Below are 25,976 nucleotides of genomic sequence, written 5' to 3'. Positions count from 1 at the left end.
GATTGTACTAGAACGAAGGTGGGATGTCGCATGTACCCGCGCACCGAACGGACCACCGCCACTCGCACCCGGGACCGGATGAGCTACGACCGAAAGGCCGCGCACGCCGTGCTCGACGAGGCGTACCACTGCGCGCTGGGGTTCGTCGTGCAGGGTGAGCCGCGGGTGCTGCCCACCCTGCACGTCCGCATCGACGACACCCTCTACCTGCACGGCTCCACCGGCAGCCGGCCGCTGCTCGCCGCCCGGGGCGAGGCCGGGTTGCCGGTCTGCGTGACGGTGACCCACCTCGACGGCCTGGTCTTCGCCCGCTCCCAGTTCCACCACAGCGCCAACTACCGGTCGGTGGTCGCGCACGGCACCGCCCGGCTGGTCACCGACGAGGCAGAGAAGGCCCGGGTGTTGACCGCGCTGGTGGAGAAGGTTGCCACCGGGCGCAGCGCGGACAGCCGGCCGCCGAGCCGGCGGGAGCTGGCCGAGACCGCCGTGCTGGCGCTGGCGCTGCGCGAGGTGTCGGTCCGGGTGCGCGCGGGCGGGGTCAGCGAGGAGCCGGCCGACCTGGCGCTGCCGTACTGGGCGGGGGTGGTGCCGCTGCGGGTGACCGCCGGACTGCCCGAGCCGGACGCCGGGGTGGTCGCGCCGGTGCCGGCGTACCTGCGGCCGGCGCGCTCGCCGTGGCTGGAGCCGGTGGTGCTGCGCGGCGAGCACGTGCTGCTGGAGCCGCTGGCGGAGGCGCACGCCGAGGAGCTGTACGCCGCGCTGGACGACGAGGAGGTCTGGCGGTACGTGGGCGGCACCCGCCCCCGATCGGTGGACGAGATGGCCGGCGACATCCGGTCCGCCCTGACGGCCCACCACCGCGACGCACGGGTGCCCTGGGTGCAACGCTGTGCGGTGACGGGGGCGGTGGTGGGCACCACCTCGTACTACCAGCCCGACGAGGACCTGCGCACGGTGGAGATCGGGTACACCCAGCTGGGCCGGCCGTGGTGGCGCAGCGGGATCAACACCGAGGCGAAGCTGTTGCTGCTCACCCGCGCCTTCGAGGAGTTGGGCGCGGTCCGGGTGACCTGGCAGACGAACGTGGACAACGAGCGGTCCCGGCGGGCGATCGAGCGGCTGGGCGCCACCCGGGAGGGGACGCTGCGGGCCAACCGGCGGCGGGCCGACGGCACCTGGCGGGAGTCCGCGCTCTACTCGATGCTCGCCCAGGAGTGGCCGGAAGCACAGGCCAGCCTGCGGGAAAGGCTTCGCCCGGCGGCGCCGGTGGGGTCATGATGTCCGGCGTGCTGGGCATCACTGACATCTGGACGTACGTGCTCGGGACAGTGGCGATCGTGCTGCTGCCCGGGCCGAACTCACTCTTCGTGCTCTCCACCGCCGCCCGGCGCGGGGTGGGGGCCGGTTACCGGGCCGCGGGCGGGGTGTTCGTCGGCGACTCGGTGCTGATGATCCTCTCCGCCGCCGGGGTGGCGTCGCTGCTCAAGGCGTACCCGCCGCTCTTCCTGGTGATCAAGTACGCCGGCGCGGCGTACCTCGGGTATGTCGGCCTGATGATGCTGCGCGGCGCGTGGCGGCGCTGGCGGATCCGCAACGATCCCGCCGCGCCGCGGCTGATCGACGCCGCGGACCCGGTGGCGGTGCGCGACCCGTTCCGGCGGGCGCTGGTGGTCAGCCTGCTCAACCCCAAGGCGATCCTCTTCTTCATCTCCTTCTTCATCCAGTTCGTCGACCCGGGGTACGCCTGGCCGGCGCTGTCGTTCCTGCTGCTCGGGCTGATCGCCCAGGTGACCAGCGCGCTCTACCTGACCGCGTTGATCTTCGCCGGCACCTTCCTGGCCGCCCAGTTCCGGCAGCGCCGCCGGCTGGCGGTCGGCGCCACCACCGGCATCGCCGCGCTCTTCCTGGGCTTCAGCGTCAAGCTGGCCACCGCCTCGATCTGACCTCCCCTCGCCGGCCGCGCGGGAAGGTCAGGTGCCGTCGCCGCCGCCACCGCCGCCGCCGACGCCACCGCTGCCGGCGGTGCCGCCCAGCCCGAAGCCGGGCCGGACCGGCTCGTCCGGGGGGCGGCTGACGTGCGCGGACTCGGTGATCCGGGCCGACCAGTCGGTGTGCGCGGCGGCCGCCGCGTGCCGGTTGACCGCGGCGCGCAACCACCCGTCCAGCACGGCCACCCAGTCCTGCCGGTCGGCCCCGGCGTGCCACACCCGGAACCGGCTGACACTCTGGTGGGTGATCCCGGCGAGCGAGAGCCGGCGGTCCAGCCAGAGGATGACCTCCAGCCCCGCCGAGTTCGCCACGAAGATCACCTCCAGTTCGGTGATCGGCCCGGCGTAGAGCGGCGCCACCCAGTAGCCGAGCCACTCCTGCACCGGCAGGGTCTGCTCCACCCCGGGCAGCCGGCCCTGCTGGAGGCCGGCCTGGCGCATGACGAACCCGAGCGTGTCCAGCGCGGCGAGGATGTGCTGCTGGACGGGGAGCGGATGGACGAACACCGGCACCATCGCACCCTGCTCGAAGTCCGGATCGACCCGTACCGCCGTCCGCAGGCCCATCCGCAGGCTCATCAGCGGCACCCCGCCGAAGATGGTCACCGGGGTCTCCCACGGCAGCGGCAGCGCGAAGTCCACCGCCCGCCGCCGCCCGGCCGGCACCACGAACCGGCCACCGATCAGCACCTCGTGAAACTGCGCCAGCCGCTTCGGCGCGTCCGGGTCCTCCGGTTCGACCTGGGCGACCAGGCCGAGCCGCAGATCGCGTACCGGGATGTCGTCGCGGCCGGCGACGAGTGTCACCCGCCCCGGCAGGCGCAGGCCGGGCCGGGTGCTCGGGTTGGTCACGGTGGTGCTCACCGACAGCCCGGTCCAGCCGGACTCCCGGGCCACCCCGGTCAGCCGCATCCGCTCCCCCGTTCCCCGCCGGCCCCCGGCCGCTTTCCCGGCCCGGCCCGTTCCGAACCCGGGCGATGCCGGCTGGAAACGACGCTGCCGCACCGAGTCACCCGGCTGGAAACGGCGCGGCCGCACCGAGTCACCCGGCTCGAAAACGGCGCTGCCGCACCGGGTGGCCGGTACGGCAGCGCGGGTGGGGCGGGGTCAGGCCAGCCGGCGGCCGCGCGGCACCGGGTCGGTCTCGTCGTCGAACTCGCCGATGACCTCCTCCAGCAGGTCCTCCAGGGCGACGAAGCCGATCGGCCGGGTCGGGCCGCCACCGTTGCGTACGAGCGCGAGCTGGGACTGCCGGGCCCGCATCGCGGCCACCGCCTCGGTCACCGAAGAGGTCGCCGGCAGCGTGAACGACGCGGTCATCAGCTCCCCCGCGGTGGCCACCCGACCGGTGGTCACCGCCCGGACCGCCTCCCGCACGTGCACCAGGCCGCAGACCTCGCCGCCCGGGTCCAGCACGGCCAGCCGGGACCGGCCGCTCTCCCGGGACACCTGCTCGATCCGCTCGGCCGGCTCGTGCCGGCCCACCGTGACGATCCGGTCGAACGGCTCCATCACGTCGGCGACGGTGGTGGCCTGCAACTGCAGCATGCTGGTCAGCATCTGGTGCTGCTCGGCCTCGAGCAGGCCGTGCTCGCGGGACTGCTCCAGCAGGATGCGCAGCTCGCTCGGGCCGTGCACCTGGGCGAGCTGGTCCTGCTGCTGCACGCCGACCAGCCGCAGCATGGCGTTGGCCAGCCCGTTCAGCAGGGACAGCACCGGCCGGGCGACCCGGGCGAAGGCCCGGAACGGCAGCGCCAGCAGGGTGGCCGAGCGTTCCGCGTCGGTGATGGCCCACGACTTCGGGGCCATCTCGCCGACCACCAGGTGCAGGAACGTGACCAGGGCCAGCGCGAAGACCAGCGCCACCACGTGACTGGCCGCGGCGGGCAGCCCCACCGCGTGCAGCAGCGGGCTGAGCAGGTGCTCGATCGCCGGTTCGGCGAGCGCACCCAGGCCCAGCGTGCACAGGGTGATGCCAAGCTGCGCACCGGCCAGCATCAGGGACAGCTCGCGTACGCCGTCCAGCGCGGCCTTCGCCGCGCGCCCGCCACCGGCCGCGGCCTGTTCCAGGCGGTAGCGCTTCGCGGCGACCAGAGCGAACTCGGCGGCCACGAAGAACCCGTTGAGGGCGAGCAGCACGACGGAGACCAGCAGGGCGATTCCGGGGCTCATGCGGCCACCTCCCCGCCGGTGGCCCGCAGCCGCACCGAGTCGGCCACGTGCCGGTCCACCGCGAGCACCTCCACCAGCACCTTCGGCTGCCGCGGCTCCTCGCCGTCGGGCGTCAGCTCGATCTCCAGCAGGTCACCCACCTCGGGCACCCGGCCCAGCTCGCGCATCACCAGCCCGGAGAGGGTGTCGTACTCGGGGGCCTCGGGCAGTGCGATGCCGGTGCTGTCGGCGACCTCGTCGATCCGCCAGCGCGCCGGCACCACCCAGGAGCCGTCGTCCTGCCGGGCCGGGGCCCGATCCGGCGGGTCGTCCTCGTCCCGGATCGGGCCGACCAGCTCCTCGGCGATGTCCTCCAGGGTGATCACCCCGGCGAACCCGCCGTACTCGTCGACCACGCAGGCGAGCTGCCGGTGCCCGGAGCGGAGCCGGTCCAGCACCGTGGGCAACGGCAGGGTCTCCGGCACCAGCAGCGGCGGTACGGCCACCGCGCTGACCGGGGTGGTCGCCCGCCGGGCCGGCGGCACCCCGAGCACGTCGGCGATGCCGACGACGCCGATCAGATCGTCGACGCCCTCGGCCCCGCGCACCGGGAAGCGGGAGTGGCCGGTGTCGAGCATCTCCACCACCCGGCTGACCGGGTCCTGCGCCCGTACGGTGTGCACGTCGACCCGGGGCACCATGGCCTCCCCGGCGGTCAGCTCCCGGAAGTCCAGCCCCCGGTCGAGCAGGTCGGACATCTCGGCGTCGAGGTGACCCTCCTCCCGGGACTCGGCGATGATCTGCTCCAGGTCCTCCGGGGTGGCGCCGCTGGGCAACTCCTCGATCGGCTCGATGCCGACCCGGCGCAGCAGCCGGACCGCCGCCCGGTCGAAGAGCTTGATCAGCGGGCCGGCGACCTTCAGGTAGAGCAGGGTGGAGCCGGCCAGCGCCCGGGCGAGCGGCACGGCACGGGCGATGGCCAGGTTCTTGGGGGCCAGCTCACCGAGGACCATCTGCACCACGGTGGCGATGATCAGGGCCAGCGCCACCGACAGCGGCAGGCTGACCGCGGTGGGAACCCCGACGCCGCCGAACAGCTCGGCGAGCCCGCCGCCGAGGTACGGCTCGGCGACGTAACCGACCAGCAGGGCGGTCACGGTGATGCCGAGCTGGGCGCCGGAGAGCATGAAGGAGAGCCGGCCGGTGACCTGGAGGGCCCGGGCGGCCTTCTCGTCACCGCCGTCGGCCTGCTGCTGAAGCTTGCCGCGGTCCACCGCGACGTAGCCGAACTCCTGGGCCACGAAGTATCCCGTGGCAGCGGTGAGAACGATGATGAGGACGAGGCCGACGACGATCAACACGGGAGGCTCAGGGCTCCCGGGGTCGTGGGGCCGAGGGGATGCCGGGTACGACCCGGCCGGCTACTGCTGCCCTCCTGGGCAGAGGAGTCGATCATCCGGCAATTCTACCGGCGGTGGCTTGACGTCCGCTGAAGGTGGGGCCAACGCACCCGTCTTCCGATTACCGGCCGGCCCGCGGCGGCTGCTGGCCGGCCAGCTCGTCGGTGTCCAGCAGGCCGCGGTTCACCCGGCCGGACCGGTACGCGGCCCGGCCGATCATCTGCGCCGCAACCGGGGCGGTGGCGAGCTGGAAGACGGCGACCAGGGCGATCATCCCCAGGTCCATCGGGTCGCGCAGCCGCAGCGCCAGCCCGAGCAGCAGGAGCAGCACCCCGAGCACCTGGGGTTTGGTGGCGGCGTGCATCCGGTCCAGCACGTCCGGGAACCGCAGCACGCCGATCCCGGCGGCGAGGCTGAGCAGCGCGCCGGCCAGCAGCGCGACCCCGCCCAGCACGTCGGCGACGGCACTCACGGCGCTCACGGGGTCACCTTCGTTCGCGACTGCGGGGCTCGCAACCCCGGCTCACTCCTCACGCTCACGGGGCCACCTTCGTTCGCGACTGCGGGGCTCGCAACCCCGGCTCACTCCTCACGCTTCCTCCCGGGCGGCGAAGCGGACCAGGGACACCGAGCCGATGAACCCGAGCAGCGAGAGCACCACCAGCACCGGCAGGGTGGTGGCGTGCCCGGTCACCGCCGCCTCCGCGCCGACCGCGCCGAGCATGGTGGCGAGCAGCAGGTCGGCGGCGATCACCCGGTCCAGCAGCGACGGGCCGCGGTACATCCGGGCCAGGGCGAGCAGCGCGGTGACCGACAGCAGCACGGTCAGCGCGACGGCGAGGACGACGGTCACGGGACACCTCCGGTCGAGCGTGGGTCGGCGAGCAGGCGTACCTCGTCGGCGGAGCCGATTGCCCGGACGATCCGCTCCTCGACGGCGCGGACGCGGTCCCGGGAGCCGGTCAGGTCCGCCGGCCCGCGTACGTCGAGCACGTGCACGTAGAGCACCCCGGCGTCCCGGTCCACCTCCACGATCAGGGTGCCCGGGACCAGCGAGAGCAGTTCGGCGGTGAGCGCCAGGTTCAGGTCGGTGCGCACCCGCAGCCGGACCCCGATGATCGCGCCGCGCGGCCGGTAGCCGGGGCGTACGGCGATCGCGGCGACGTGCACGCTGGCGGCGACCAGTTCGACGACGAAGGTCCCGGCCAGCACCAGCAGGCCGCGGGGGCGCAGCCGGCCGCCGAACGAGACCGCCGGCAGCGGGAAGAACAGCAGCACCGCCCCGCCCACCAGCACGCCGCCGACCAGGTTGCCGAAGGAGAACTGGCCCCAGAGCAGGTTCCACACCAGCACCAGCCAGCCGAGCGCGATGAGCCGGTCGCGGCGGCGTCCGTGCCGGCCCGGGCGGGCGGCGCCGGCGGCCGGCCCGGTCACGGCGGGCCGCCGGGCAGCACGGCGCGCACGTACGGGGTGCGTTGGCGCAGGTCCACGGCGGCGTCGGCGGTCACCCGGAACAGCGGTCCGGCCACCACGGTCAGCGCCAGACCGAGCACCACCAGGGCGGCGGTGGCGCCGACCATCAGGGTGGGCAGCCGGGTCAGCGCCTCGGCGGTGCCCGCCTGCGGCGCCCGCCAGAAGGCGATGTTCCACACCCGGGACGCGGCGTAGAGGGTGAGCAGGCTGGTCACCGTGCCGGCCGCCACCAGCACCCAGGCCAGCGGCCCGCCGGTGGCCACCCCGGCCTGGAGCAGGCCGACCTTGCCCAGGAAGCCGGAGAACGGCGGGATGCCGGCCAGGTTCATCGCCGGCACGAAGAAGAGCACCGCCAGCAGCGGAGCGACCCGGGCCAGGCCACCGAGCCGGCGCAGGTCGGTGCTGCCGGCCCGCTCCTCGACCAGGCCGGCGACGAGGAAGAGGGTGGTCTGGATGGTGATGTGGTGCACCACGTAGAAAATCGCGCCGGAGAGCGCCGCGGTGGTGCTCAACGCCACCCCGAAGATCATGTAGCCGATGTGGCTGACCAGGGTGAACGAGAAGAGCCGCTTCATGTCCGACTGCGCCACCGCGCCGAGCACCCCGACGATCATGGTCAGCGCGGCCACCACCATCAGCAGGCCGGCGACCTCACCGCCGGGGAAGAGCAGCGTCTCGGTCCGGATGATCGCGTACACGCCGACCTTGGTGAGCAGGCCGGCGAAGACGGCGGTCACCGGCGCGGGCGCCGTCGGGTAGCTGTCCGGCAACCAGGCGGAGAGCGGAAAGACCGCCGCCTTGATGCCGAAGGCCAGCAGCAGCATCAGCTGCAACCCCAGGCGTACGCCGTCCGGCAGGGCGTCCAGCCGCCCGGCGAGCTGGGCCATGTTGAGGGTGCCGGTGGCCGCGTACACCAGGCCGACGCCGGCCAGGAAGATCATCGAGGAGAGCACGTTGACCACGACGTACGTGCTGCCGGTACGGATCCGCGTCGCGGTGCCGCCCAACGTGATCAGCACGAAGCTCGCCGCCAGCAGGATCTCGAAGCCGACGAAGAGGTTGAACAGGTCGCCGGCGAGGAAGGCGTTGGTGATCCCGGCGGTCAGCACCAGGTAGGTGGGGTGGAAGATGCTCACCGGCGCCGACTCGCCGGTCTCGCTGCGGCCCTGTCCGATCGAGTAGAGCAGCACGCACAGTGTCACCGCCGAGGAGACCAGCACCATCAGCGCCGCCAACTGGTCGGCGACCAGCACGATGCCCACCGGCGCCGGCCAGCCGCCCACCTGCGTGACCACCGGCCCGACCCGGTACGCCCGCACCAGCAGCAGCGACGCGACCACCAGGTTGGTGCCCAGCGCCACCACGCTGACCGTCCGCTGCGCCCGCGGCCAGCGGGGCAGCAGCAGCGTCAGCGCGGCCCCGAGCAGCGGCACCACCACCGGCAGCGGCAGCAGCTCGCTCACTGCCCATCCGCCCGCCGCAGCCGGCGCCGGGCCGGCCCCGGATCCACCTGTTCCGGGTCGTCGCCGGGGCCTTCGCCGCCGAGGTCGGCGTTGGCCACCTCGTTGCGCTCGGCGAGCCGGACGACCTGCCGGTCCTCCAGGTCGTCCTGCACCTCGTCGTCGCCGATGAGATACCAGCTCCGGTACGCGACCGCGGCGAGGAAGGCGGTCAGCCCGAAGGTGATCACGATGGCGGTGAGCACCATGGCCTGCGGGAGCGGGTCGCTCATCGCGCCCGTCCGTTCGCCGTCCACCAACGGCGCCACGCCGGACCGGCCACCGACCAGGATCAGCAGGTTCACCCCGTTGCCGAGCAGCACCACCCCGAGCAGGATGCGGGTCAGGCTGCGCTCCAGCAGCAGCACCACCCCGGTGGCGGCCAGCACCCCGACGACGAGCACCAGGACGAGGCTGAGACCCGGGCCGCGCGTCACGTCGGCTCCCCCTCCCGGTCGACCACCAGTCCCCGCTCCGCCTTGCCGGTGGCCTCGACGTGCCGGTCCACCTCGGCGCCGAGGCTGCGCAGGATGTCCAGCACCAAGCCGACCACGATCAGGTAGACGCCGATGTCGAAGAAGACCGACGTCACCAGATAGGGCCCGCCCAGCCAGCCCAGCGGCAGGCCGACCTTGGTGCTCTGCAACACCGAGCCGGTGGTCAGCAGACCGACCACCCCGCTGCCGACCGACACGGCCAGTCCGGCGCCAAGCACGGTGCCGGCGCCGATGGGCGCCGCCTCGGCCAGCTCGTACCGGCCGCCGGCCAGGTAGCGCAGGGCCAGCGCCAGGCTCGCCACCAGGCCACCGGCGAAGCCGCCGCCCGGCGCGTTGTGCCCGGAGAAGAGCAGGAACAGGGAGAAGAGCACCACGGTGTGGAAGATCAGCCGGGTGATCACCTCGAACACGATGGAGCGGCGCCGCTCGTGCAGCGTCGACCCGCCTCGCAACCAGACCGTACGGTGGTCGGTGCGGGGCCGGACCGGCTCGGCGCGGCGCGGCCGGGGGCCGGTGCGCGAGCGCTCGAAGATCAGGCTGGCCACCCCGGTCGCCGTCACCACCAGCACCGCGAGTTCCCCCATGGTGTCCCAGGCGCGGATGTCCACGAGGATCACGTTGACCACGTTTCGCCCGTAGCCTTGGGCCACCGCGAGGCCGGGGAAGGCGGTGGAGATCGGCTCGGCGGTGCGGGCGGCGCCGGCCACCACCGCCAGGCCGGCCAGCACCGCCCCGACCCCGACCCCGATCACCCGCCGTACCCAGCGGCTGCGGCGCAGCGGCCGGGCCGAGAACCGTTCCGGCAGCCGGCGCAGCACCAGCACGAACACCGCGATGGTCGCCGTCTCCACCAGGAACTGGGTCAGCGCCAGGTCCGGCGCGCCGTACAGGACGAACATCATCGCGGTGCCGTAGCCGGTCACCCCGACCAGCAGCATCGCGGTCAACCGCCGCCGGGCGCCGACCGCGAGCAGCGCCGCGACGACGATCACCACGCCGACGACCAGTTGCAGCGGGGTGTCCCACGCGGCGATCGGGGCCCGCCAGGGCGCCACGGTCAGCAACGCCCAGCCGGGCACCAGCACCAGGGCCAGCAGGATCACCCCCAGGTACTGCGGCAGGGCACCCCGCTGGGTGGCGCCGGTGACCTCGATCGCCACCCGGTCGAAGCGGTGGGTGAGCCACTCGTAGCCCTGGTTGCCGCTGACCGGCGAGCGGAACCGGGCCAGCGCCGGTGCGAGCGGCCCGCGCACCCGGTGCAGCAGGTACCCGCCGGCGAGCGCCAGCGCGGAGAGCCCGAGCGCGGGGGTGAGGCCGTGCCAGAGCGCCAGCTTCTCGTGCGGGGCGCCGAACAGCTCCGCGTACGGGCGCAGCAGGCCGTCCAGCCCGACGGCGGCGGGGCCGGCGACCAGCCCGCCCACCGCGAGCAGCGCCGGGGGCACCAGCAGCGGCGCCGCCAGGTGGCCGGCGTCGGCGTGCGGGACCCCCGGCCGGACGCCGAACGCCCCCCAGACGAACCGGATGCTGTACGCGACCGTGAGCACGGTGCCGGCGACCAGCCCGGCGAGGACCAGCGGCCGGTCGGTGAGCGCGGCGAAGACCGCCTCCTTGGCGACGAAGCCGAGCAGCGGCGGTACCCCGGCCATCGAGGCGGCGGCCAGCGTGCCGATGCCGGCCAGCAGCGGGGCGTGCCGGCCGACGCCGCTGAGTTTCCGCAGGTCGCGGGTGCCCACGTCGTGGTCGATGATGCCCACCACGAGAAAGAGCGCGGCCTTGAACAGGGCGTGTGCCAGCAGCATCGCCACCCCGGCGAGCGCCGCGTCCGCGGTACCGGCGCCGATCACCACCGCCAGCAGGCCGAGCTGGCTGACCGTCCCGTACGCCAGCAGCAGCTTCAGGTCGTCCTGGCGCAGCGCCGCCCAGCCGCCGGCGAGCATGGTGACCAGCCCGAGGGTGAGCAGCACCGGTCGCCACGGTCCGGCGCCGGCGAGCACCGGCCCGAGCAGCCCGATCAGGTAGACGCCCGCCTTGACCATGGCGGCGGCGTGCAGGTACGCGCTGACCGGGGTGGGCGCCGCCATCGCCACCGGCAGCCAGGCGTTGAACGGCACGATCGCCGACTTGGCCAGCGCGCCGGTGAGGATCAGCAGTACCGCGACGACCAGCGTGGCGCCGCCGGGCAGCGGCGCCCCGGCGATCGCCGACCAGCGGTAGCTGCCGGCGTGCGCGCCGAGGATCAGGAACCCGACCAGCATGGCCAGGCCGCCGAGGGTGGTGACGGTCAACGCCTGGGCGGCCGCCCACCGGCTGGACCGCCGTTCGGTGCTGTGCCCGATCAGCAGGTAGGAGAAGACGGTGGTGAGTTCCCAGAAGACGTAGAGCAGCAGCAGGTCGTCGGAGACCACCAGCCCGAACATCGCGCCGGCGAAGGCGACCAGCACCGCCACGAACCGGGCCAGCCCGACCGCGTCCCGGTCGAAGTACCGGCCACAGTAGATCAGCACCAGCGCGCCCACCCCGCCGACCAGCAGGACCATCAGCCAGGACAGGGTGGTCATCCGCAGCGCCACCGCCAGTTGGAGCTGGCCGACCCACCCGTACGTCTCGACGACCGCGCCCCCGTCGCGGACCGCCGGCGTGCGGGCCACCGCCCAGCCGGCGGCGGCGGCCGGCACCGCGGCGAGGCAGTAGCAGGCGCGCGGCCCCCACCACCGGACCAGCAACGGCGCGACGAGGGCCGCGAGCAGGTGGAGGAGCAGCAGTACGAGCACCCGTCCTCCCCCGTCGAGCCGGCGGCGCGCCGGGTGGGAAAGTCCGGCCAGGAACGATCAGACGTCAGTTCCCGTCCCGATGGGCGGTTTTTCACCAGATTGGCCACCGACCGGTTCCGGGCCGGCCCCGCCGCGAGGGCGCCGACTCCCGCCGGCGACGGACCGACGGCGCTGCGGAACGGTGGCGCTGCGGAACGGTGACGCTGCGGGTCGGCAGCTCGTCAGCGCAGCGCGGGGTCGCCGGTGGAGAGCGCCGTCTCGCGCGCCGGGCGGACCTCGACGGCGAGGTCGGGCCGGTCGAGCTGAATGGCCACCCGGTTCACCACCCGTTGGGCCGCGGCCAGCGAGCGCACCGACAGCAACCGGCCTCGGCTCTCCCGGCGCAGGACGAAGAAGTGCACGGCGGCCCGGACCTGGCCCCGGTCGGCGGCGCTGGCCTGCGCGGTGCAGCCGACCAGCTCCTTGAGGCAGTCGGCGAGCCGCTCGGCCAGCTCGAGCTCCGCCCCCTGCAGGGTGGCCCGGAGCGCGGCGAGGTGGCTGTCGACCTTGCGGATGAGCACGTCGGTGCCGGGCGTGAAGCGAGCCCCCTCGACCGCCATCCGCGTTCCTCCACCCGATGCCCCGTTGCAAGAGAAGTTACTTTACGTTGCGGGCACCAAGCAAGCTGTTAAGTAAGACTTAACACATCAACCATCTTGATCTGGCATGTAAGGTCCCAGAGCCGGACAGGCCACCCGCCCGGACCGGTCGACTGTCGGACCAGCGGGGCAGGATGGGAGCGTGACGGATCAGGCAGGCGCCGCGGACGGCCGCGGTCGGGGCGGCCCGGCGGACGGCTCCGGTCGGGGCGACCCGGCAAACGACCGCCGCGGTCGGGGCGGCCCGGTGGGCGGGGCCGAGCCGGTGACCGCCGACTTCGGCCCGGCGACCCGGGAGTGGTTCGCCGCCGCCTTCGCCGCGCCCACCCCCGCCCAGGTCGGCGCGTGGCAGGCGGTGGCCGCCGGGCGCAACGCGCTGGTGGTCGCGCCGACCGGCTCCGGCAAGACCCTCGCCGCCTTCCTCTGGTCGCTCGACCGGCTGGCCCAGGAGCCGCCGCCGGCCGACGCCCGGCGACGCTGCCGGGTGCTCTACGTCAGCCCGCTCAAGGCGCTCGCGGTCGACGTCGAGCGCAACCTGCGCGCCCCGCTGGCCGGCATCCGCCAGGCCGCCACCCGGCTCGGCATCGCGCCACCCGGGATCACCGTCGGCATGCGCACCGGCGACACCCCGGCCGACGAGCGGCGGGTCTTCGCCCGCACCCCGCCGGACATCCTCATCACCACCCCGGAGTCGCTGTTCCTGCTGCTCACCTCGGCGGCACGGGACTCCCTGCGCGGGGTCGAGACGGTGATCGTGGACGAGGTGCACGCGGTCGCCGGCACGAAGCGCGGCGCCCACCTGGCGCTCTCCCTGGAGCGCCTCGACGCGCTGCTGGAACGGCCCGCCCAGCGGATCGGGCTGTCGGCCACGGTGCGTCCGATCGACGGCTGCGCCCGCTTCCTCGGCGGCGCCCGCCCGGTCGAGGTCGTCCAGCCGCCCAGCAGCAAGACCATCGAGGTCAGCGTCCAGGTGCCGGTGGAGGACATGACCCGCCTGGACGAGCAGGACGAGCCCGCGGACGACCTCGGCGGGCCGGGCCCCCGGCGCGCCTCGATCTGGCCGGCCGTCGAGGAGCGGGTCCTCGCGCTGATCCGGTCGCACCGCTCGACGATCGTCTTCACCAACTCGCGGCGCAGCGCCGAGCGGCTCTGCGCCCGGCTCAACGAGCTGGCCGCCGAGGAGTTGAGCGCGGACGGGCCGGTGGGCGACGGCCCGGCGGGGCCGCTGCGGGCGCCCCGCCCACCCGCCGAGGTGATGGCCCAGTCCGGTGCGGCGGCCGGCGCCGCGCCGGTGATCGCCCGGGCCCACCACGGCAGCGTCTCCCGCGAGGAGCGCAAGCACATCGAGGAGGCGCTCAAGTCCGGTCAGCTGCCGGCCGTGGTGGCCACCTCCAGCCTGGAGCTGGGCATCGACATGGGCGCGGTCGACCTGGTCGTGCAGATCGAGGCGCCGCCCAGCGTAGCCGCCGGGCTGCAGCGGGTCGGCCGGGCCGGGCACCAGGTCGGGGCGGTGTCCCGCGGCGTGGTCTTCCCGAAGCACCGGGGCGACCTGCTCTCCTGCACGGTGGTCGCCGAGCGGATGGGGGCCGGTGCGATCGAGGAGCTGCACTACCCGCGCAACCCGCTCGACGTGCTCGCCCAGCAGATCGTGGCGATGGTGGCGCTCGAGCCGTGGCGGGTCGGCGACCTGGCCGCGGTCGTCCGCCGGGCCGCGCCCTTCGCCGAGCTGCCCGACTCGGCGCTGCACGCGGTGTTGGACATGCTCTCCGGCCGCTACCCGTCCACCGCCTTCGCCGAGCTGCGTCCCCGCCTGGTCTGGGACCGGGCGGCCGACGTGCTCACCGGCCGGCCCGGCGCGCAGCGGCTCGCCGTGACCAGCGGCGGCACCATCCCCGACCGGGGGCTCTTCGGAGTGTTCCTGGCCGGCGCGGAACGCGCCGCGCGGGTCGGCGAGCTGGACGAGGAGATGGTCTACGAGTCGCGGGTCGGCGACGTCTTCCTGCTCGGCTCCTCGTCCTGGCGGATCGAGGAGATCACCCCCGACCGGGTGCTGGTCTCCCCCGCCCCCGGTCAGGCCGCCCGGATGCCGTTCTGGAAGGGCGACCAGCTCGGCCGGCCGGTGGAGCTGGGCCGGGCGATCGGCGCCCGGGTCCGAGGGCTGCTGCGGCAGAGCGACGCCGACGCGCTGACCGCGCTGCGCGCCGGCGGGCTGGACGACTGGGCGGCCGGGAACCTGCTGGCCTACCTGCGGGAGCAGCAGGCCGCCACCCGGTCCCTGCCCGACGACCGTACGGTGGTGGTCGAGCGGTTCCGCGACGAGCTGGGCGACTGGCGTCTCGCCGTGCACTCGGTGCTCGGCGCCCGGGTCAACGGCCCGTGGGCGCTGGCCATCGGCCGTCGGCTCGCCGAGCGGTACGGCGTGGACGCCCAGGTGATGCCCTCCGACGACGGGATCGTGGTCCGGCTGCCGGACACCGCCGACTCCCCGCCCGGCGCGGACGTGGTGGTCTTCGAGCCCGACGAGATCGCCCAGCTGGTCGAGGAGTCCGTCGGGACGTCCGCGCTGTTCGCCAGCCGGTTCCGGGAGTGCGCGGCCCGCTCGCTGCTGCTGCCCCGCCGCGACCCGCGCCGCCGCCAGCCACTCTGGCAGCAGCGCCAGCGCGCCGCCCAGCTGCTCGACGTCGCCCGGGAGTACGCCGACTTCCCGGTCACCCTGGAGGCGGCCCGGGAATGCCTCCAGGACGTCTTCGACCAGCCCGCGCTGGCCGGGTTGATGCGCGACCTGGGCAGCCGCAAGGTGCGCCTGGTCGAGGTGGAGTCCGACCGCCCGTCGCCGTTCGCCCGCTCGCTGCTCTTCGGCTATGTCGGGGCGTTCCTCTACGAGGGGGATGCCCCGCTCGCCGAGCGGCGCGCCGCCGCGCTGGCCCTCGACTCGGCCCTGCTCGGTGAGCTGCTCGGCCGGGTCGACCTGCGCGAGCTGCTGGACCCGGCGGTGCTCGCCGAAACCGAACGGCAGCTGCGCTGGCGCACCGAGCAACGCCGGGCCCGCGACGCCGAGGACGTGGTCGAGCTGCTCCGGGTGGTCGGCGACCTGAGCGAGGCGGAGCTGGCCGAGCGAGGCGTACCGGTCGGGTGGCTGACCGAGCTGGCCGCGGCCCGCCGGGTGCTGCCGGTCCGGATCGCCGGCGAGGACCGCTGGGTGGGCGTGGAGGACGCCGGCCGGCTGCGGGACGCGCTCGGCGCCGCCCTGCCGGTCGGGGTGGCCGAGGCGTACCTGACGCCGGTGGCCGACCCGCTCGGCGACCTGGTCGCCCGGTACGCCCGCACCCACGGCCCGTTCGCCGCGGCCACCTGCGCCGCCCGGTTCGGGCTCGGGATCTTCGTCGTCGAGCAGTCGCTGCGCCGGCTCGCCGCCACCGGCCGGGTGGTCTCCGGCGAGTTCGCCCCGGACAGCGTCGGCACCCAGTGGTGCGACGCCGAGGTGCTGCGGCTGCTGCGCCGCCGCTCGCTGGCCGCCCTACGCCGGGAGATCGAGCCGGTGCCGCCGAAGGCCCTGGCCACGTTCCTGCCGCGCTGGCAGCAGGTCGGCTCGTCCGCCCGGGGCGTCGAGGCGGTCGCCGCCACCGTCGAGCAGTTGCAGGGCCTCGCGGTGCCCGCCTCCGCCCTGGAGCGCCTGGTGCTGCCGGCCCGGGTGGCCGACTACTCCCCCGCCCAGCTCGACGAGCTCTGCGCCGGCGGCGAGGTGGTCTGGGCCGGCTCCGGCGCGATCTCCGGCGGCGACGGCTGGGTCACCCTGGCGTACGCGGACACCGCGCCGCTGCTGCTCCCACCGCCGGACGACGCGGCGGCCCTGACGCCGCTGCACGAGGCGATCCTCGACGCGCTCGCCGACGGGCAGGCGCTCTTCTTCCGGTCGCTGGCCGACCGGGTCGGGTCCACCGACGACACCGCGCTGGCCGCCGCGATCTGGGATCTGGTCTGGGCCGGTCAGCTCACCAACGACACCCTGGCCCCGCTGCGGGCGGCGCTCGGCGGCGGCGGCGCGCACCGGTCCCGGCCGGCCGCCCCGCGCACCCGCTACCGCCGCCCCGGCCGGATGGCGCTGCCCAGCCGGGGCGGCCCGCCGACCGTCGCCGGCCGTTGGTCCCGGTTACCCGAGCGCGATCTCGACCCCACCCGCCGGGCCGCCGCGCTGGCCGACCTGCTGCTCGAACGGCACGGCGTGGTGACCCGGGGCGCGGTCGTGGCCGAGCAGGTGACCGGCGGGTTCGCCGCGGTCTACCCGGTGCTGTCCGCGCTGGAGGAGCGCGGCGCGGCCCGCCGTGGCTACTTCGTGGAGGGCCTGGGGGCGGCCCAGTTCGCGGTGCCCGGGGCGGTGGACCGGCTCCGCGCCCTGGCCGACCCGGGCGGGGGTGTCCGGGGTCGGGGCGGGCCGACGCTGGTGCTGGCGGCCACCGACCCGGCGAACCCGTACGGCGCCGCGCTGCCCTGGCCGGAGCGGGTGGTCGACTCGGGTGACGGCGCCGCGCCGGCCACCGGGCACCGGGCCGGCCGCAAGGCCGGGGCGCTGGTCGTGCTGGTGGAGGGCGAGCTGGCGCTCTACGTCGAGCGGGGCGGGCGGACCCTGCTCTCCTTTACCGACGACGCGGACGCGCTCACCGCCGCCGGCAAGGCGCTCGCCGACGCGGTGCACTCCGGCGCGTTGGGCGCGATGTCCGTGGAACGGGCCGACGGTGAGGCGGTGCGTTCCTCGCCGCTGCGGGACGCGCTCACCGCGGCCGGCTTCCGGGCCACCCCGCGCGGTCTGCGGCTGCGCGGCTGACCGGCCAAGCCCACACCGGCCCACCCGGGCGGGCGACCGTGGCGTGGGATGACCGGCCGGTAGCGGCTCAGCCCAGCTTGGCCAGGACGGCGGCGTAGCGCTGCCGCTCGGCGGTGGGGGTCCGGGTGCCCAGGTAGTTCAGCACCACCGCGCCCGACCGGTGCGCGTCGGTGCCCCACATCTCGGTCTGGTTGGTAGCGGTCGCCTCGTCGGGGAAGACGTACACGGCGACGGCGTCGGTGGCGACCAGCTGGGCGCAGCCGATGCCCAGGCCGTCCGGCCCGCAGTCCCGGGTCCGGTCGCGCACGTTCGGCACGGTCAGGCCGGCCGCCCGGAACGCGTCGACGACGGCGCGCGCGGACGGCGTCCCCGCGGCCTTGGTGGGCATGGCGAACGGCGGGGTGGACGGGCTCTCGGTGGGCCGGCGCTGGGCGGGCGGGACGTCCTTCGTGGACGTCCCCGCCGGCGTCGGCGCCGCGGCCGGCGCGGTCGGCGCGGTCGCCGCGGTCGCGCTGGCGGCCGGGGCCGGGGACCGGCCGTCCGCCCAGGAGCCGCCGTCGGGGTCCGCGTCGTCCTTCCCACAGGCGCTCAGGCTGAGGACGAGCACAGCGGCGGCGGCAGCGGTCGACATCATGCGAAGGCGTTTCGTCACTCCGGCAGTCTGCCCGAGCGGCCGCGCGGGCAGGCACCGGCCGGTCGGGTGATCGCCCGGCTCGCCCCCGAGGTCCGGGTGATCGACGTGACCGTCCGGGTGGCGGTCGACGGCGGCCGCCCGCCGACGTGCTGGCGGCCGGCCCCGGTGAGCTGCTCACCGTCACCGCCGCCGTCGACCGGTGACGGCGCCCGGTGGCCGGGAACAGGGCCGATCGCCGACTGCTTCGCGGCGTCCGGTGTGGAATGCTTCTCGGGTGGGTGAGCTCGAGGTTCCCGTCGCCTGTCCCTGTTGCGCCGCACTGACCGGCGGCGGCACCTGCCCGGTCTGCTTCTGGACCGACGACGGGCAGGCCGAGGCCGACGCCGACGTGGTGCGCGGCGGCCCGAACGGCGACCTCAGCCTCGCCCACGCCCGGCTCAACTTCGCCGTCTACGGCGCCAGCCACCCCCGCTACCAGGACCTGGTCCGCCCGGCCCGCCCCGACGAACGCCCCTGACCGAGGGACAATGGGTCGTGCCCGAAGGCGACACCGTCTGGAACACCGCCCGCGTGCTGCACCGCGCGCTGGCCGGCGCCACGCTGACCGGCTCGGACTTCCGGGTGCCGCAGCTGGCCACGACCGACCTGACCGGCTGGACGGTCCGCGAGTCGGTGAGCCGGGGCAAGCACCTGCTGCTCCGGCTCACCGCCCCGGACGGCGACCGCCGCACCCTCCACTCCCACCTGCGGATGGACGGCGCCTGGCGGGCGTACGCCCCAGGTGAGCGTTGGACGGCCCGGCCGGCGCATCTGATCCGGGTGGTGCTGCGCAGCCCCGGTGCGGTGGCGGTCGGCTACCACCTGCACGAGCTGGCCCTGGTGCCGGCCGCCGAGGAGGAGTCCCTGGTCGGGCACCTCGGGCCGGATCTGCTCGGCCCGGACTGGGACCCGGACGAGGCGGTCCGCCGGCTCGCCGCGCAGCCCGAGGCGACCGTCGCCGACGCGCTGCTGGACCAGCGCAACCTGGCCGGGGTGGGCAACCTCTACAAGTGCGAGGTGCTCTTCCTGCGCGGGGTCTCCCCGTGGACGCCGGTCCGTGACGTGCCGGACCTGCCGGGCACGGTGGCCCTGGCGCAGCGGCTGCTGGCGGCCAATCGGGGGCGGTGGACGCAGAGCACCACCGGATCGCTGCACCACGGGGCGACCAGCTACGTCTACGGCCGGCGGGCGCAGCCCTGCCGGCGGTGCGGCACGGCGATCCGCAAGGCGGAGCTCGGCGAGCGGGTCACCTACTGGTGCCCGGTCTGCCAGCCCGGCCCGCAGCCGGCGAGCTGACCGGCGAGCAGGCGCTGGCCGATGGCGGCATTCGGCCGCGTCGTGAGCGGCGCCGGACTGGACGGCCCGGGCGAACCGCGTGCCTGCGCCGGCCGGTCGGGCGGGCGGTTGGTCGGGCGGCCGGTCAGGCGGCCGGTCAGGCGGTTTGGTCAGGCGGTTGGTCAGGCGGCGGGTCGGGCGGCTGGCCCGGGACGGCTGGCTGCCCCGGGCGGTGGTCGGTCCGCAGCGTACGAACTTGATGTCGTAAACGAATCAACCGGGCTGCGGGATCGAGCGACATTCCGCATCCCGCCCGCGCGGTGATTCGTTCACGTCGTCAAGTTCGTAGGCTATTGAGACCCCCGTCGACCGGCGCGGGCATCCGGTCGCACGCCCCGGTCGGCGGTACTGGCAAGAACCCCACCGCGCGCCAGAGGCGTGGAACTTCCACCAAACGGCAAGATCGCCCGAGATACGGACGAATGGGTACTTCCCCGCTGGCCTGTTCGCACCGCATGCTGCGATGGCACGCTCACCGAACGTCAGCAGCGCGGGCGCCCACCACGTCGGGGTGGTGGCCGTCGCGCCCCGGCACCCGGGGAGAGCCATGGTGCTGTTCCGCAGACTCCGGCCGAACCGGGTGGACCCCGAGGTCCCGGCCCGTGACCAGCCCGCCGTGCCCGGCGCGCGTACCCCCGACGAGACCGCGCCCACGCCGGCCAGCCTCGACCCGGCGGCCGTGCCCCGGCTGTTCGGCCCGGTGCCGAACGTCGCCGGCAGCCCCCTGCCGGTGCTCGACCCGGCCGGGCGGGTGGTGCCCGGCACCGGCCTCCGCAAGTTCGTCGCGCCGCTGCCGGTGCCCGCGCCGCCGCCCGCCGCGCCGCCGCCCGCCGGGCCCGTCACCGACGACGACCGGACCGGGCGGGTGGCGTCGCTGCCGGTCGCGGTGCCCGACAAGATCAGCTGGCCGGGCTGCGACTACTACGAGATCGCGCTCCAGGAGTACGCGCACCGCCTGCACCCCGACCTGCCGGCCACCCGGCTGCGCGGCTATCGCCAGCTCAACCTGGGCACCGACCCGTCCGGGCACAACACCGTCACGCCGCCGGCCCGGCCCAGCCCGACCGGGCCGCTGATCGTCGCCCGGCGCGGCCGGCCGGTCCGGGTCAAGTTCATCAACCGGCTGCCCACCGGCCGGGCCGGGGAACTCTTCCTCCCGGTCGACGCCAGCCTGGACGGGGCGGCGACCGGCCCACTGGACGGGCCCGCCCCGCTGCCGCAGAACCGGGCGGTGCCGCACCTGCACGGGGCGCAGACCGGCTGGATCAGCGCCGGCAACCCCACCCAGTGGGTCACCCCGGCCGGTGAGATCACCCCGTACCCGACCGGGCCGGGCCTGACGGCGGTGCCGGACATGCCGGACCCGGGCGTCGGCGCCACCACCCTCTACTGGCCGAACGAGCAGAGCGGCCGGCTGATGTGGCTGCACGACAACACCCTGGGGCTGTCCCGGCTCACCACCTACTCCGGGCAACTGGCCCTCTACCTGCTCACCGACCCGGCCGAGGAACGCCTCGTCGCCGACGGGGTGCTGCCCGCCGAGCAGGTGCCGCTGGTCATCCAGGACATGACGTTCGTGCCGGACGACGCGCAGCTCGCCGCCCAGGACCCGACCTGGGACCGGGACCGCTGGGGCGCCAAGGGCAGCCTCTGGTGGCCGCACGTCTACCAGCCCCGGCAGAACCCGTGGCGGGCCGGCGGCCGGAACCCGACCGGCCGCTGGGAGTACGGGCCCTGGTCGCACGGCCCAGGACCCGACGCCGGGCCGGTGCCCAACCCGCACCACGACCCGGTGGCCGCCCCGGACGAGCCGCCGCTGGCCCCGGACCTGCCGCACCCGTCGGCGGTCCCCGGGGCGTACGGGGACACCCCGCTGGTGAACGGGGTGGCCTACCCGTACCTGACGGTGCGGCCCGGGGCGTACCGGTTCCGGATCCTCAACGCCTGCGCCGACCGCAGCCTCAACCTCCAGCTCTACCGGGCCGGCTCGGACGCGCCCATGTGGCACCCCGACGGCAGCCTGGCCGATCCGGACGCCGGCGAGGTGCCGATGGTCGAGGCGGTACGCGCCCCGGATCGCCCCGCCGGCTGGCCGACCGACGGCCGGGAGGAGGGCGTGCCCGACCCGGGGGCCGCCGGGCCGGACCTGATCCAGATCGGCAACGAGTGCGGCCTGCTGCCCGCCCCCGTGGTGGTGCCGAGCCGCCCGGTCGGCTACCGGTACGACCGGACCGACCCGACCGTGCTCAACGTGGCCGGCCACGCCCTGCTGCTCGCCCCCGGCGAACGGGCCGACGTGCTGGTCGACTTCTCCCGGGTACCGCCGGGCAGCACGCTGATCCTGTACAACGACTGCCCGGCCCCGCTGCCCGCCGCGGACCCGCGCCACGACCACCACACCGGCGCCCCCGACCGCAGCCCGGTCGGCGGCTCGCCGGGCACCCGTCCCGGGTACGGCCCGAACACCCGGACCCTGCTCCAGTTCCGGGTGGCCGGCCCGCCCGCCGAGCCGTACGACCTGGCCCGCCTCGCCGAGCGCCTGCCCGGGGCGTACGCGGAAAGCCAGCGGCCGCCGATCGTGCCGCAGCCGGCGTACGACCGGGCGTTCGGCGGCCGGACGGCGCGGGAGACGGTGGTGTCGGCGCACGCCACCACGGTCAGCTTCACCCCGGCCGGGGCGCCCGGCCCGGTCACCCTGCCGCTGGCGGTGAAGGCGGTGGAGCAGGTCTTCGAACCCCGGCACGGCCGGCTGGTGGGGCGGCTCGGGGTGGGCCACCCGTACGCCGGTCCGCTGACCCCGGCCACCCTGCCGCTCGGCCCCACCGATCCGGCGACCGAGGTGCTGGTGGCGGCCGACCCGGCGGCCGGTCCGGGCACCCCCGGCGACGGCACTCAGCTCTGGCGGATCAGCGGCAACAGCCGGCAGACCGAGGCGGTGCATCTGGCCGGCTGCGACGTACAGGTGATCAACCGGGTCGGCTGGGACGGCGCCACCCGGGCGCCCGAGCCGGCGGAGCTGGGCTGGAAGGAAACGCTGCGGGTCAACCCGCGGGAGGACGTGGTGGTGGCGCTGCGCCCCGTCGTGCCCGCCCTGCCGTTCAAGATCGGCGACAGCGTTCGGCTGCTCGACCCGACCCGCCCGGCCGGCGCGCGGACCGGCACCACCCCGATCAGCCCGGTCGACGGCCGCCCGGCGGCGGTCACCAACCAACTGGTCAACCTGGGCTGGGAGTACCGCTGGCAGAGCCAGTCCGGCAGCCACCGGGACCAGGGGATGAGCCGCCCGCTGGTGCTGCGGGTGTCGCCGAAGGCACCGACCGGGCTCACCGCCACCCCGGCCGCCGGCTCGGCCACCGCCCTGCCGGCGATCGTGCTGGCCTGGACGGGTAACGGGGCCCGGCCGGCCGCCACCAGCCACCAGCTCCAGCGGGCCACCGACGCCGGCTTCACCGCCGGGGTCACCCTGATCACCGTGGCCGGCACCGCGACCCGGTACACCGACGCCACCGTCACCCCCGGCGTCACCTACCACTACCGGATCCGGGCCGAGAACGCGGCGAGCTGCTCGGCCTGGTCGAACAGCGTGCCCGCCTCGGTGGGGCTGGCCGCACCGGCCGGGCTGACCGCCGCGATCCCGGCGGCCGCGCCGCTGCGGGTCGGGCTGCGCTGGACCAACCGCTCCTTCGCCACCGGGATCGACGTGCAGCGGGCCACCAACCCGACCTTCACCAGCGGGCCGGGCACCACCGCCATCCCGGTCGGCGACAACCACCTCGACCCGGCGGTGGCGCCGGACACCCGGTACTACTACCGGGTCCGGACCACGTACCTCGGCGCCGCCTCACCCTGGTCGACGGTCGCCACGGTCGCCACCCCGCCCGCCCCCGGCACCCCCACCGCCGTGGCGGCCACCGCCGGCGCCCCCGGCCCGGACACCGCGACCGTCACGCTGAGCTGGGCGGCCAGCACCCCGTCCGGGCCCGGCGCGGGGTTCATCGTGCAACGGGCCGCCGATCCGGCGTTCACCCGGGAGCTGGTCACCTTCACCGTGACCGGGCGCGGCTTCACCAACACCGGGCTGGCCCGCGGGGTGACCTACCACTACCGGATCCGCTCGTACAACGTGGTGGGCAGCTCGCCGTTCACCGGCCCAGTGCCGGTGACCACGCCGACCTGACCACCGTCAGTGACCGGTGGCGCGCAGCGGGCCGGCCGAGCCCCAGTGGTCGGTGGCGGGGGCCGCGGCCAGCGGGTCCGTCGCGGCCCACGGGTCGGCCGCCGGGGCGCGCGGCGGATCGCCGGCCACGGGCGGCCAGGAGGCGGCGGCCGGGGCGCGCGCCGGGCCACCGGCCGGGGCGCGCAGCGGGTCGTCGGCACCGCGCAGCTCGGCCAGCGCGGCGGTCACCCCGTGCAGCAGGTCGGTCGCCTCGACCAGCCGGGCCGCGGACGGCTGCTCGCCGGTCGGGCGGGCGTCCTCGGCGACGTAGCCGGCTGCCGCGACGACCAGCCCCTCGTACGCGGTCACCCCGCTGTCCAGCTGCCCGGCCAGCTCCCGGTGCGCCTCGGCCAGTGCCGGCCGGGCCTCCGCCGGGGCGAGCCGCAGCGCGCGTTCCACCCCGGCCACCCGGAACGCCAGGTCCCGCAGCGACCGGTCGGCGGCGGTCGCCTCGCGTACCGCCGGCTCGGCCAGGCCGGTCAGCCGGCCGGCCATCCCGGCCAGGGTCAGCGCGGCCCGGTCCAGCCGGGCGAAGGGTTCCGCCGCGCCGGTGCCGCGCAGCGCCATCCGGGACCGGACCCGGCGCACCTCGGCCAGCACCCCGGGGCCCACCGGCAGGCGTTCCACCGCGGCCACCAGCCGGGCCCGGTTGCGGGCCGCGGCCTCGGCCGGGTCCAGCGCGGGCGGGGCCGGCTGGGCGGCGAGCGCACGCAGGTCGGCCCAGCGCCACGCGGCCAGCGCCAGCGCACCGCCCGCCGCACCCGCCCAGGCCGCGTCCCCCAGCCCGATCCCCGCGTACGGGGTGAGCACGGCGGCGGCCCCACCGAGCCCGCCGGCCAGCACGCTCCACCGTCGTGCCGAGCGGCGCAGCCGCCGCAGTCGGCGGAAGTGTCTCGCCCGCTCGTCCGCCATGCCTACCTCCTCGACCGGCCCGTTCAGCCGGCGGCTGTGGTGTCCCCCGTGTTGCGCTCGCGCGACACGCTGGCCCGCAGTTCGTCCAGCCGGGCGGCGGCGGCCGGGTCGGCGGCCGGCGCCGCGGACTCGGTGCGCTGCTGCTCCATGGCGGGCCGCTCCTGCCGGCCGGCGAGCTGCTCACCGGCCATGCTGGCCCGGATCTGCTCCAGCCGGGACGTGCCGGCGGTGTCCAGGCTCGCCTTCTGGATCTCCAGCATCCGGCCCTCGACGGAGTTGCCGGCCAGCTCGGCGCGGCCCATCGCGTTGGCGTACCGGCGCTCGATGCGGTCCCGCACCTCGTCCAGGGACGGGGTGTTGGCGGGCGCGGTCAGCGCCGACATCGACTCCAGCGAGGAGGCCACGCTCTCCTGCATCTTGGCCTGCTCCAGCTGGCTGAGCAGCTTGGTGCGCTCGGCGAGCTTCTGCTGGAGGATCATCGAGTTGTTCTCCACCGCGCGGCGGGCCTGCGCGGCCGCGCCGAGCGCCTGGTCGTGCAGGGTCTTCAGGTCCTCGGTGGCCTGCTCGGCGGAGACCAGCTGGGTGGCCAGGGTCTGCGCGGACTGCTCGTACCGCCCGGCCTCGGCCTCGTCGCCCTTGGCGCGGTTCTGGTCGGCCAGCACCAGCGCCTGCCGGGCCATCGACTGGAGCCGCTCGACCTCGGACATCTGCCGGGACAGCTTCATCTCGAGCTGACGCTGGTTGCCGATCACCGCCGCGGCCTGCTGGACGAGCGCCTGGTGCTGGCGCTGCGCCTCCTCGACGGCCTGCTGGATCTGCACCTTCGGATCGGCGTGCTCGTCGATCCGGGCACCGAAGAGCGCCATCAGGTACTTCCAACCCTTGACGAACGGGTTCGCCATCTCCGCGGTATCCCCTCAGTAGCGTCGCTCGGCCTCGCCGGCCGGCCCGTCGAACCGGTCACGCGCGATGCGTCCATCGTCCCAGGCCGGCGCCAGGGCGGCATCCGTACCCGGGGAGCGGAGACGTCGCAGCGGCTGCGATCAACCGTACGCGGTCGAAACCACCGCGGCCACGACGCGCGGGCGGATCAGGCGGCGCAGACCACGTCGCGGTCGGCCGGGCGCACCCGGCTGCTGCGGAGGGTGGCCTTGAGCGGCGAGTCCTGCCGGACCGAGACTGCGACCTTGCCGTCCGAGCTGACCTGGCGTACGCCCCGGTTGGTGGTCCTGGCCACGACCGGCGCGGTCTCGACCGGCTCGTCCTGCACGGGCACCAGCACCCCCGGCATCTGCTCGGCGAGCGCGACCGTGTCGCTGACCTCGCGCAGCAGCTCGGACAGGCGGGCGCCCAGAGCGTCGCAGATGGCGGCCAGCAGCTCGCTGGAGGGCTCCTTGTGGCCACGCTCGATCTCGGAGAGGTAGCCCAGGCTGACGTTGGCGGCGGAGGAGACCTCGCGCAGGGTGCGGTGCTGCCCCTGCCGGCGGGCCCGCAGCGCGTCCCCGATCACACGGCGTAGCAGGACCATCGCACCTCCCCCTGACGGGTCTCGCCGCGCCGCAGCCGGGCCGGACGCGGCGGACCGCTCCGGCGCCGAACTG

The 25,976-nt window shown here is 75.4% G+C and carries 19 protein-coding genes and 1 pseudogene; 6 read left to right on the top strand and 14 right to left on the bottom strand.

Annotated elements, in window-relative coordinates:
* Positions 1-30 precede the first annotated feature (30 nt).
* Positions 31-1,278 (top strand): bifunctional pyridoxamine 5'-phosphate oxidase family protein/GNAT family N-acetyltransferase, encoded by a 1,248-nt coding sequence (locus AB0H57_RS01065; protein ID WP_357501426.1) that lies wholly within the window; start codon positions 31-33, stop codon positions 1,276-1,278.
* On the top strand, positions 1,275-1,943 hold the full coding sequence (gene leuE / locus AB0H57_RS01060) for a leucine efflux protein LeuE (RefSeq protein WP_357501425.1): 669 nt from the start codon (positions 1,275-1,277) through the stop codon (positions 1,941-1,943). Before AB0H57_RS01065 ends, leuE begins: the two co-directional genes overlap by 4 nt.
* Before the next feature lie 27 nt (positions 1,944-1,970).
* Here the strand turns inward: leuE and AB0H57_RS01055 are convergent, their stop codons facing one another.
* The 10 genes from AB0H57_RS01055 to AB0H57_RS01010 form a co-directional block, all read right to left on the bottom strand.
* Positions 1,971-2,900, bottom strand: a complete 930-nt coding sequence (locus tag AB0H57_RS01055) for a sporulation protein (RefSeq protein WP_357501424.1) — start codon at positions 2,898-2,900, stop codon at positions 1,971-1,973.
* A 195-nt stretch (positions 2,901-3,095) separates the two neighbouring features.
* Positions 3,096-4,160 carry a hemolysin family protein gene (locus AB0H57_RS01050; protein ID WP_357501423.1) on the bottom strand — a complete coding sequence of 355 codons (1,065 nt, stop codon included), beginning with the start codon at positions 4,158-4,160 and terminating at the stop codon, positions 3,096-3,098.
* Positions 4,157-5,500 (bottom strand): hemolysin family protein, encoded by a 1,344-nt coding sequence (locus tag AB0H57_RS01045; RefSeq protein WP_357501422.1) that lies wholly within the window; start codon positions 5,498-5,500, stop codon positions 4,157-4,159. Before AB0H57_RS01045 ends, AB0H57_RS01050 begins: the two co-directional genes overlap by 4 nt.
* Before the next feature lie 160 nt (positions 5,501-5,660).
* Positions 5,661-6,011, bottom strand: a complete 351-nt coding sequence (gene mnhG, locus AB0H57_RS01040; protein WP_357501695.1) for a monovalent cation/H(+) antiporter subunit G — start codon at positions 6,009-6,011, stop codon at positions 5,661-5,663.
* A 117-nt stretch (positions 6,012-6,128) separates the two neighbouring features.
* Positions 6,129-6,392: a monovalent cation/H+ antiporter complex subunit F gene (locus tag AB0H57_RS01035; RefSeq protein ID WP_357501421.1), complete on the bottom strand. Its 264-nt coding sequence runs from the start codon at positions 6,390-6,392 to the stop codon at positions 6,129-6,131.
* Positions 6,389-6,973, bottom strand: coding sequence for a Na+/H+ antiporter subunit E (locus AB0H57_RS01030; RefSeq protein WP_357501420.1), 585 nt, complete (start codon positions 6,971-6,973; stop codon positions 6,389-6,391). The genes AB0H57_RS01035 and AB0H57_RS01030 overlap by 4 nt, the downstream gene beginning before the upstream one ends.
* The gene (locus tag AB0H57_RS01025; RefSeq protein ID WP_357501419.1) at positions 6,970-8,475 is read right to left on the bottom strand and encodes a Na+/H+ antiporter subunit D; all 1,506 of its coding nucleotides are present in this window, start codon (positions 8,473-8,475) and stop codon (positions 6,970-6,972) included. The genes AB0H57_RS01030 and AB0H57_RS01025 overlap by 4 nt, the downstream gene beginning before the upstream one ends.
* Positions 8,472-8,948 (bottom strand): Na(+)/H(+) antiporter subunit C, encoded by a 477-nt coding sequence (locus AB0H57_RS01020; protein ID WP_357501418.1) that lies wholly within the window; start codon positions 8,946-8,948, stop codon positions 8,472-8,474. The genes AB0H57_RS01025 and AB0H57_RS01020 overlap by 4 nt, the downstream gene beginning before the upstream one ends.
* Positions 8,945-11,779, bottom strand: coding sequence for a Na+/H+ antiporter subunit A (locus tag AB0H57_RS01015; protein ID WP_357501417.1), 2,835 nt, complete (start codon positions 11,777-11,779; stop codon positions 8,945-8,947). The genes AB0H57_RS01020 and AB0H57_RS01015 overlap by 4 nt, the downstream gene beginning before the upstream one ends.
* 221 nt (positions 11,780-12,000) lie before the next feature.
* Positions 12,001-12,378 carry a hypothetical protein gene (locus AB0H57_RS01010; RefSeq protein WP_357501416.1) on the bottom strand — a complete coding sequence of 126 codons (378 nt, stop codon included), beginning with the start codon at positions 12,376-12,378 and terminating at the stop codon, positions 12,001-12,003.
* A gap of 286 nt (positions 12,379-12,664) precedes the next feature.
* Here AB0H57_RS01010 and AB0H57_RS01005 point away from each other — a divergent pair, with 286 nt between their 5' ends.
* Positions 12,665-17,239, top strand: a complete 4,575-nt coding sequence (locus tag AB0H57_RS01005; protein ID WP_357501693.1) for an ATP-dependent helicase — start codon at positions 12,665-12,667, stop codon at positions 17,237-17,239.
* A 67-nt stretch (positions 17,240-17,306) separates the two neighbouring features.
* Here the strand turns inward: AB0H57_RS01005 and AB0H57_RS01000 are convergent, their stop codons facing one another.
* A complete protein-coding gene (locus AB0H57_RS01000; protein ID WP_357501415.1) occupies positions 17,307-17,891 on the bottom strand; it encodes a hypothetical protein in 585 nt (194 codons plus the stop codon).
* A gap of 256 nt (positions 17,892-18,147) precedes the next feature.
* Between AB0H57_RS01000 and AB0H57_RS00995 the strand changes: the two genes are divergently transcribed.
* The 3 genes from AB0H57_RS00995 (at position 18,148) to AB0H57_RS00985 (ending at position 23,424) form a co-directional block, all read left to right on the top strand.
* Complete coding sequence (locus tag AB0H57_RS00995) at positions 18,148-18,390, top strand: CPCC family cysteine-rich protein (RefSeq protein WP_222953384.1); 243 nt, start codon at positions 18,148-18,150, stop codon at positions 18,388-18,390.
* Between the two features lie 17 nt (positions 18,391-18,407).
* Entirely contained in the window at positions 18,408-19,208 is an 801-nt protein-coding gene (locus tag AB0H57_RS00990; RefSeq protein ID WP_357501414.1) for a DNA-formamidopyrimidine glycosylase family protein, read from the top strand.
* 586 nt (positions 19,209-19,794) lie between these two features.
* A complete protein-coding gene (locus AB0H57_RS00985) occupies positions 19,795-23,424 on the top strand; it encodes a hypothetical protein (RefSeq protein ID WP_357501691.1) in 3,630 nt (1,209 codons plus the stop codon).
* Between the two features lie 201 nt (positions 23,425-23,625).
* Here AB0H57_RS00985 and AB0H57_RS00980 read toward each other — a convergent pair.
* From AB0H57_RS00980 to AB0H57_RS00970, 3 genes and pseudogenes are all read right to left on the bottom strand, one after another.
* Positions 23,626-24,375, bottom strand: a pseudogene (locus tag AB0H57_RS00980) (hypothetical protein); the annotation flags it as partial.
* Positions 24,376-24,398: 23 nt separating this feature from the next.
* Positions 24,399-25,277 carry a PspA/IM30 family protein gene (locus AB0H57_RS00975; protein ID WP_357501413.1) on the bottom strand — a complete coding sequence of 293 codons (879 nt, stop codon included), beginning with the start codon at positions 25,275-25,277 and terminating at the stop codon, positions 24,399-24,401.
* A gap of 188 nt (positions 25,278-25,465) precedes the next feature.
* Positions 25,466-25,903, bottom strand: a complete 438-nt coding sequence (locus AB0H57_RS00970; protein WP_357501412.1) for a helix-turn-helix transcriptional regulator — start codon at positions 25,901-25,903, stop codon at positions 25,466-25,468.
* Between the last annotated feature and the right edge of the window lie 73 nt (positions 25,904-25,976).

The organism is Micromonospora sp. NPDC050686 (assembly GCF_040654475.1).
Classification (GTDB): Bacteria; Actinomycetota; Actinomycetes; order Mycobacteriales; family Micromonosporaceae; genus Micromonospora.
This window is presented reverse-complemented; position numbering and strand designations above follow the sequence as displayed.

Coding starts and splice junctions, on each gene's coding strand:
- AB0H57_RS00985 (WP_357501691.1), top strand. CDS start 19,795: ATGGTGCTGTTCCGCAGACTCCGGCCGAACCGGGTGGACCCCGAGGTC.
- leuE (WP_357501425.1), top strand. CDS start 1,275: ATGATGTCCGGCGTGCTGGGCATCACTGACATCTGGACGTACGTGCTC.
- AB0H57_RS01050 (WP_357501423.1), bottom strand. CDS start 4,160: ATGAGCCCCGGAATCGCCCTGCTGGTCTCCGTCGTGCTGCTCGCCCTC.
- AB0H57_RS01055 (WP_357501424.1), bottom strand. CDS start 2,900: ATGCGGCTGACCGGGGTGGCCCGGGAGTCCGGCTGGACCGGGCTGTCG.
- AB0H57_RS00970 (WP_357501412.1), bottom strand. CDS start 25,903: ATGGTCCTGCTACGCCGTGTGATCGGGGACGCGCTGCGGGCCCGCCGG.
- AB0H57_RS00975 (WP_357501413.1), bottom strand. CDS start 25,277: ATGGCGAACCCGTTCGTCAAGGGTTGGAAGTACCTGATGGCGCTCTTC.
- AB0H57_RS01065 (WP_357501426.1), top strand. CDS start 31: ATGTACCCGCGCACCGAACGGACCACCGCCACTCGCACCCGGGACCGG.
- AB0H57_RS01010 (WP_357501416.1), bottom strand. CDS start 12,378: ATGGCGGTCGAGGGGGCTCGCTTCACGCCCGGCACCGACGTGCTCATC.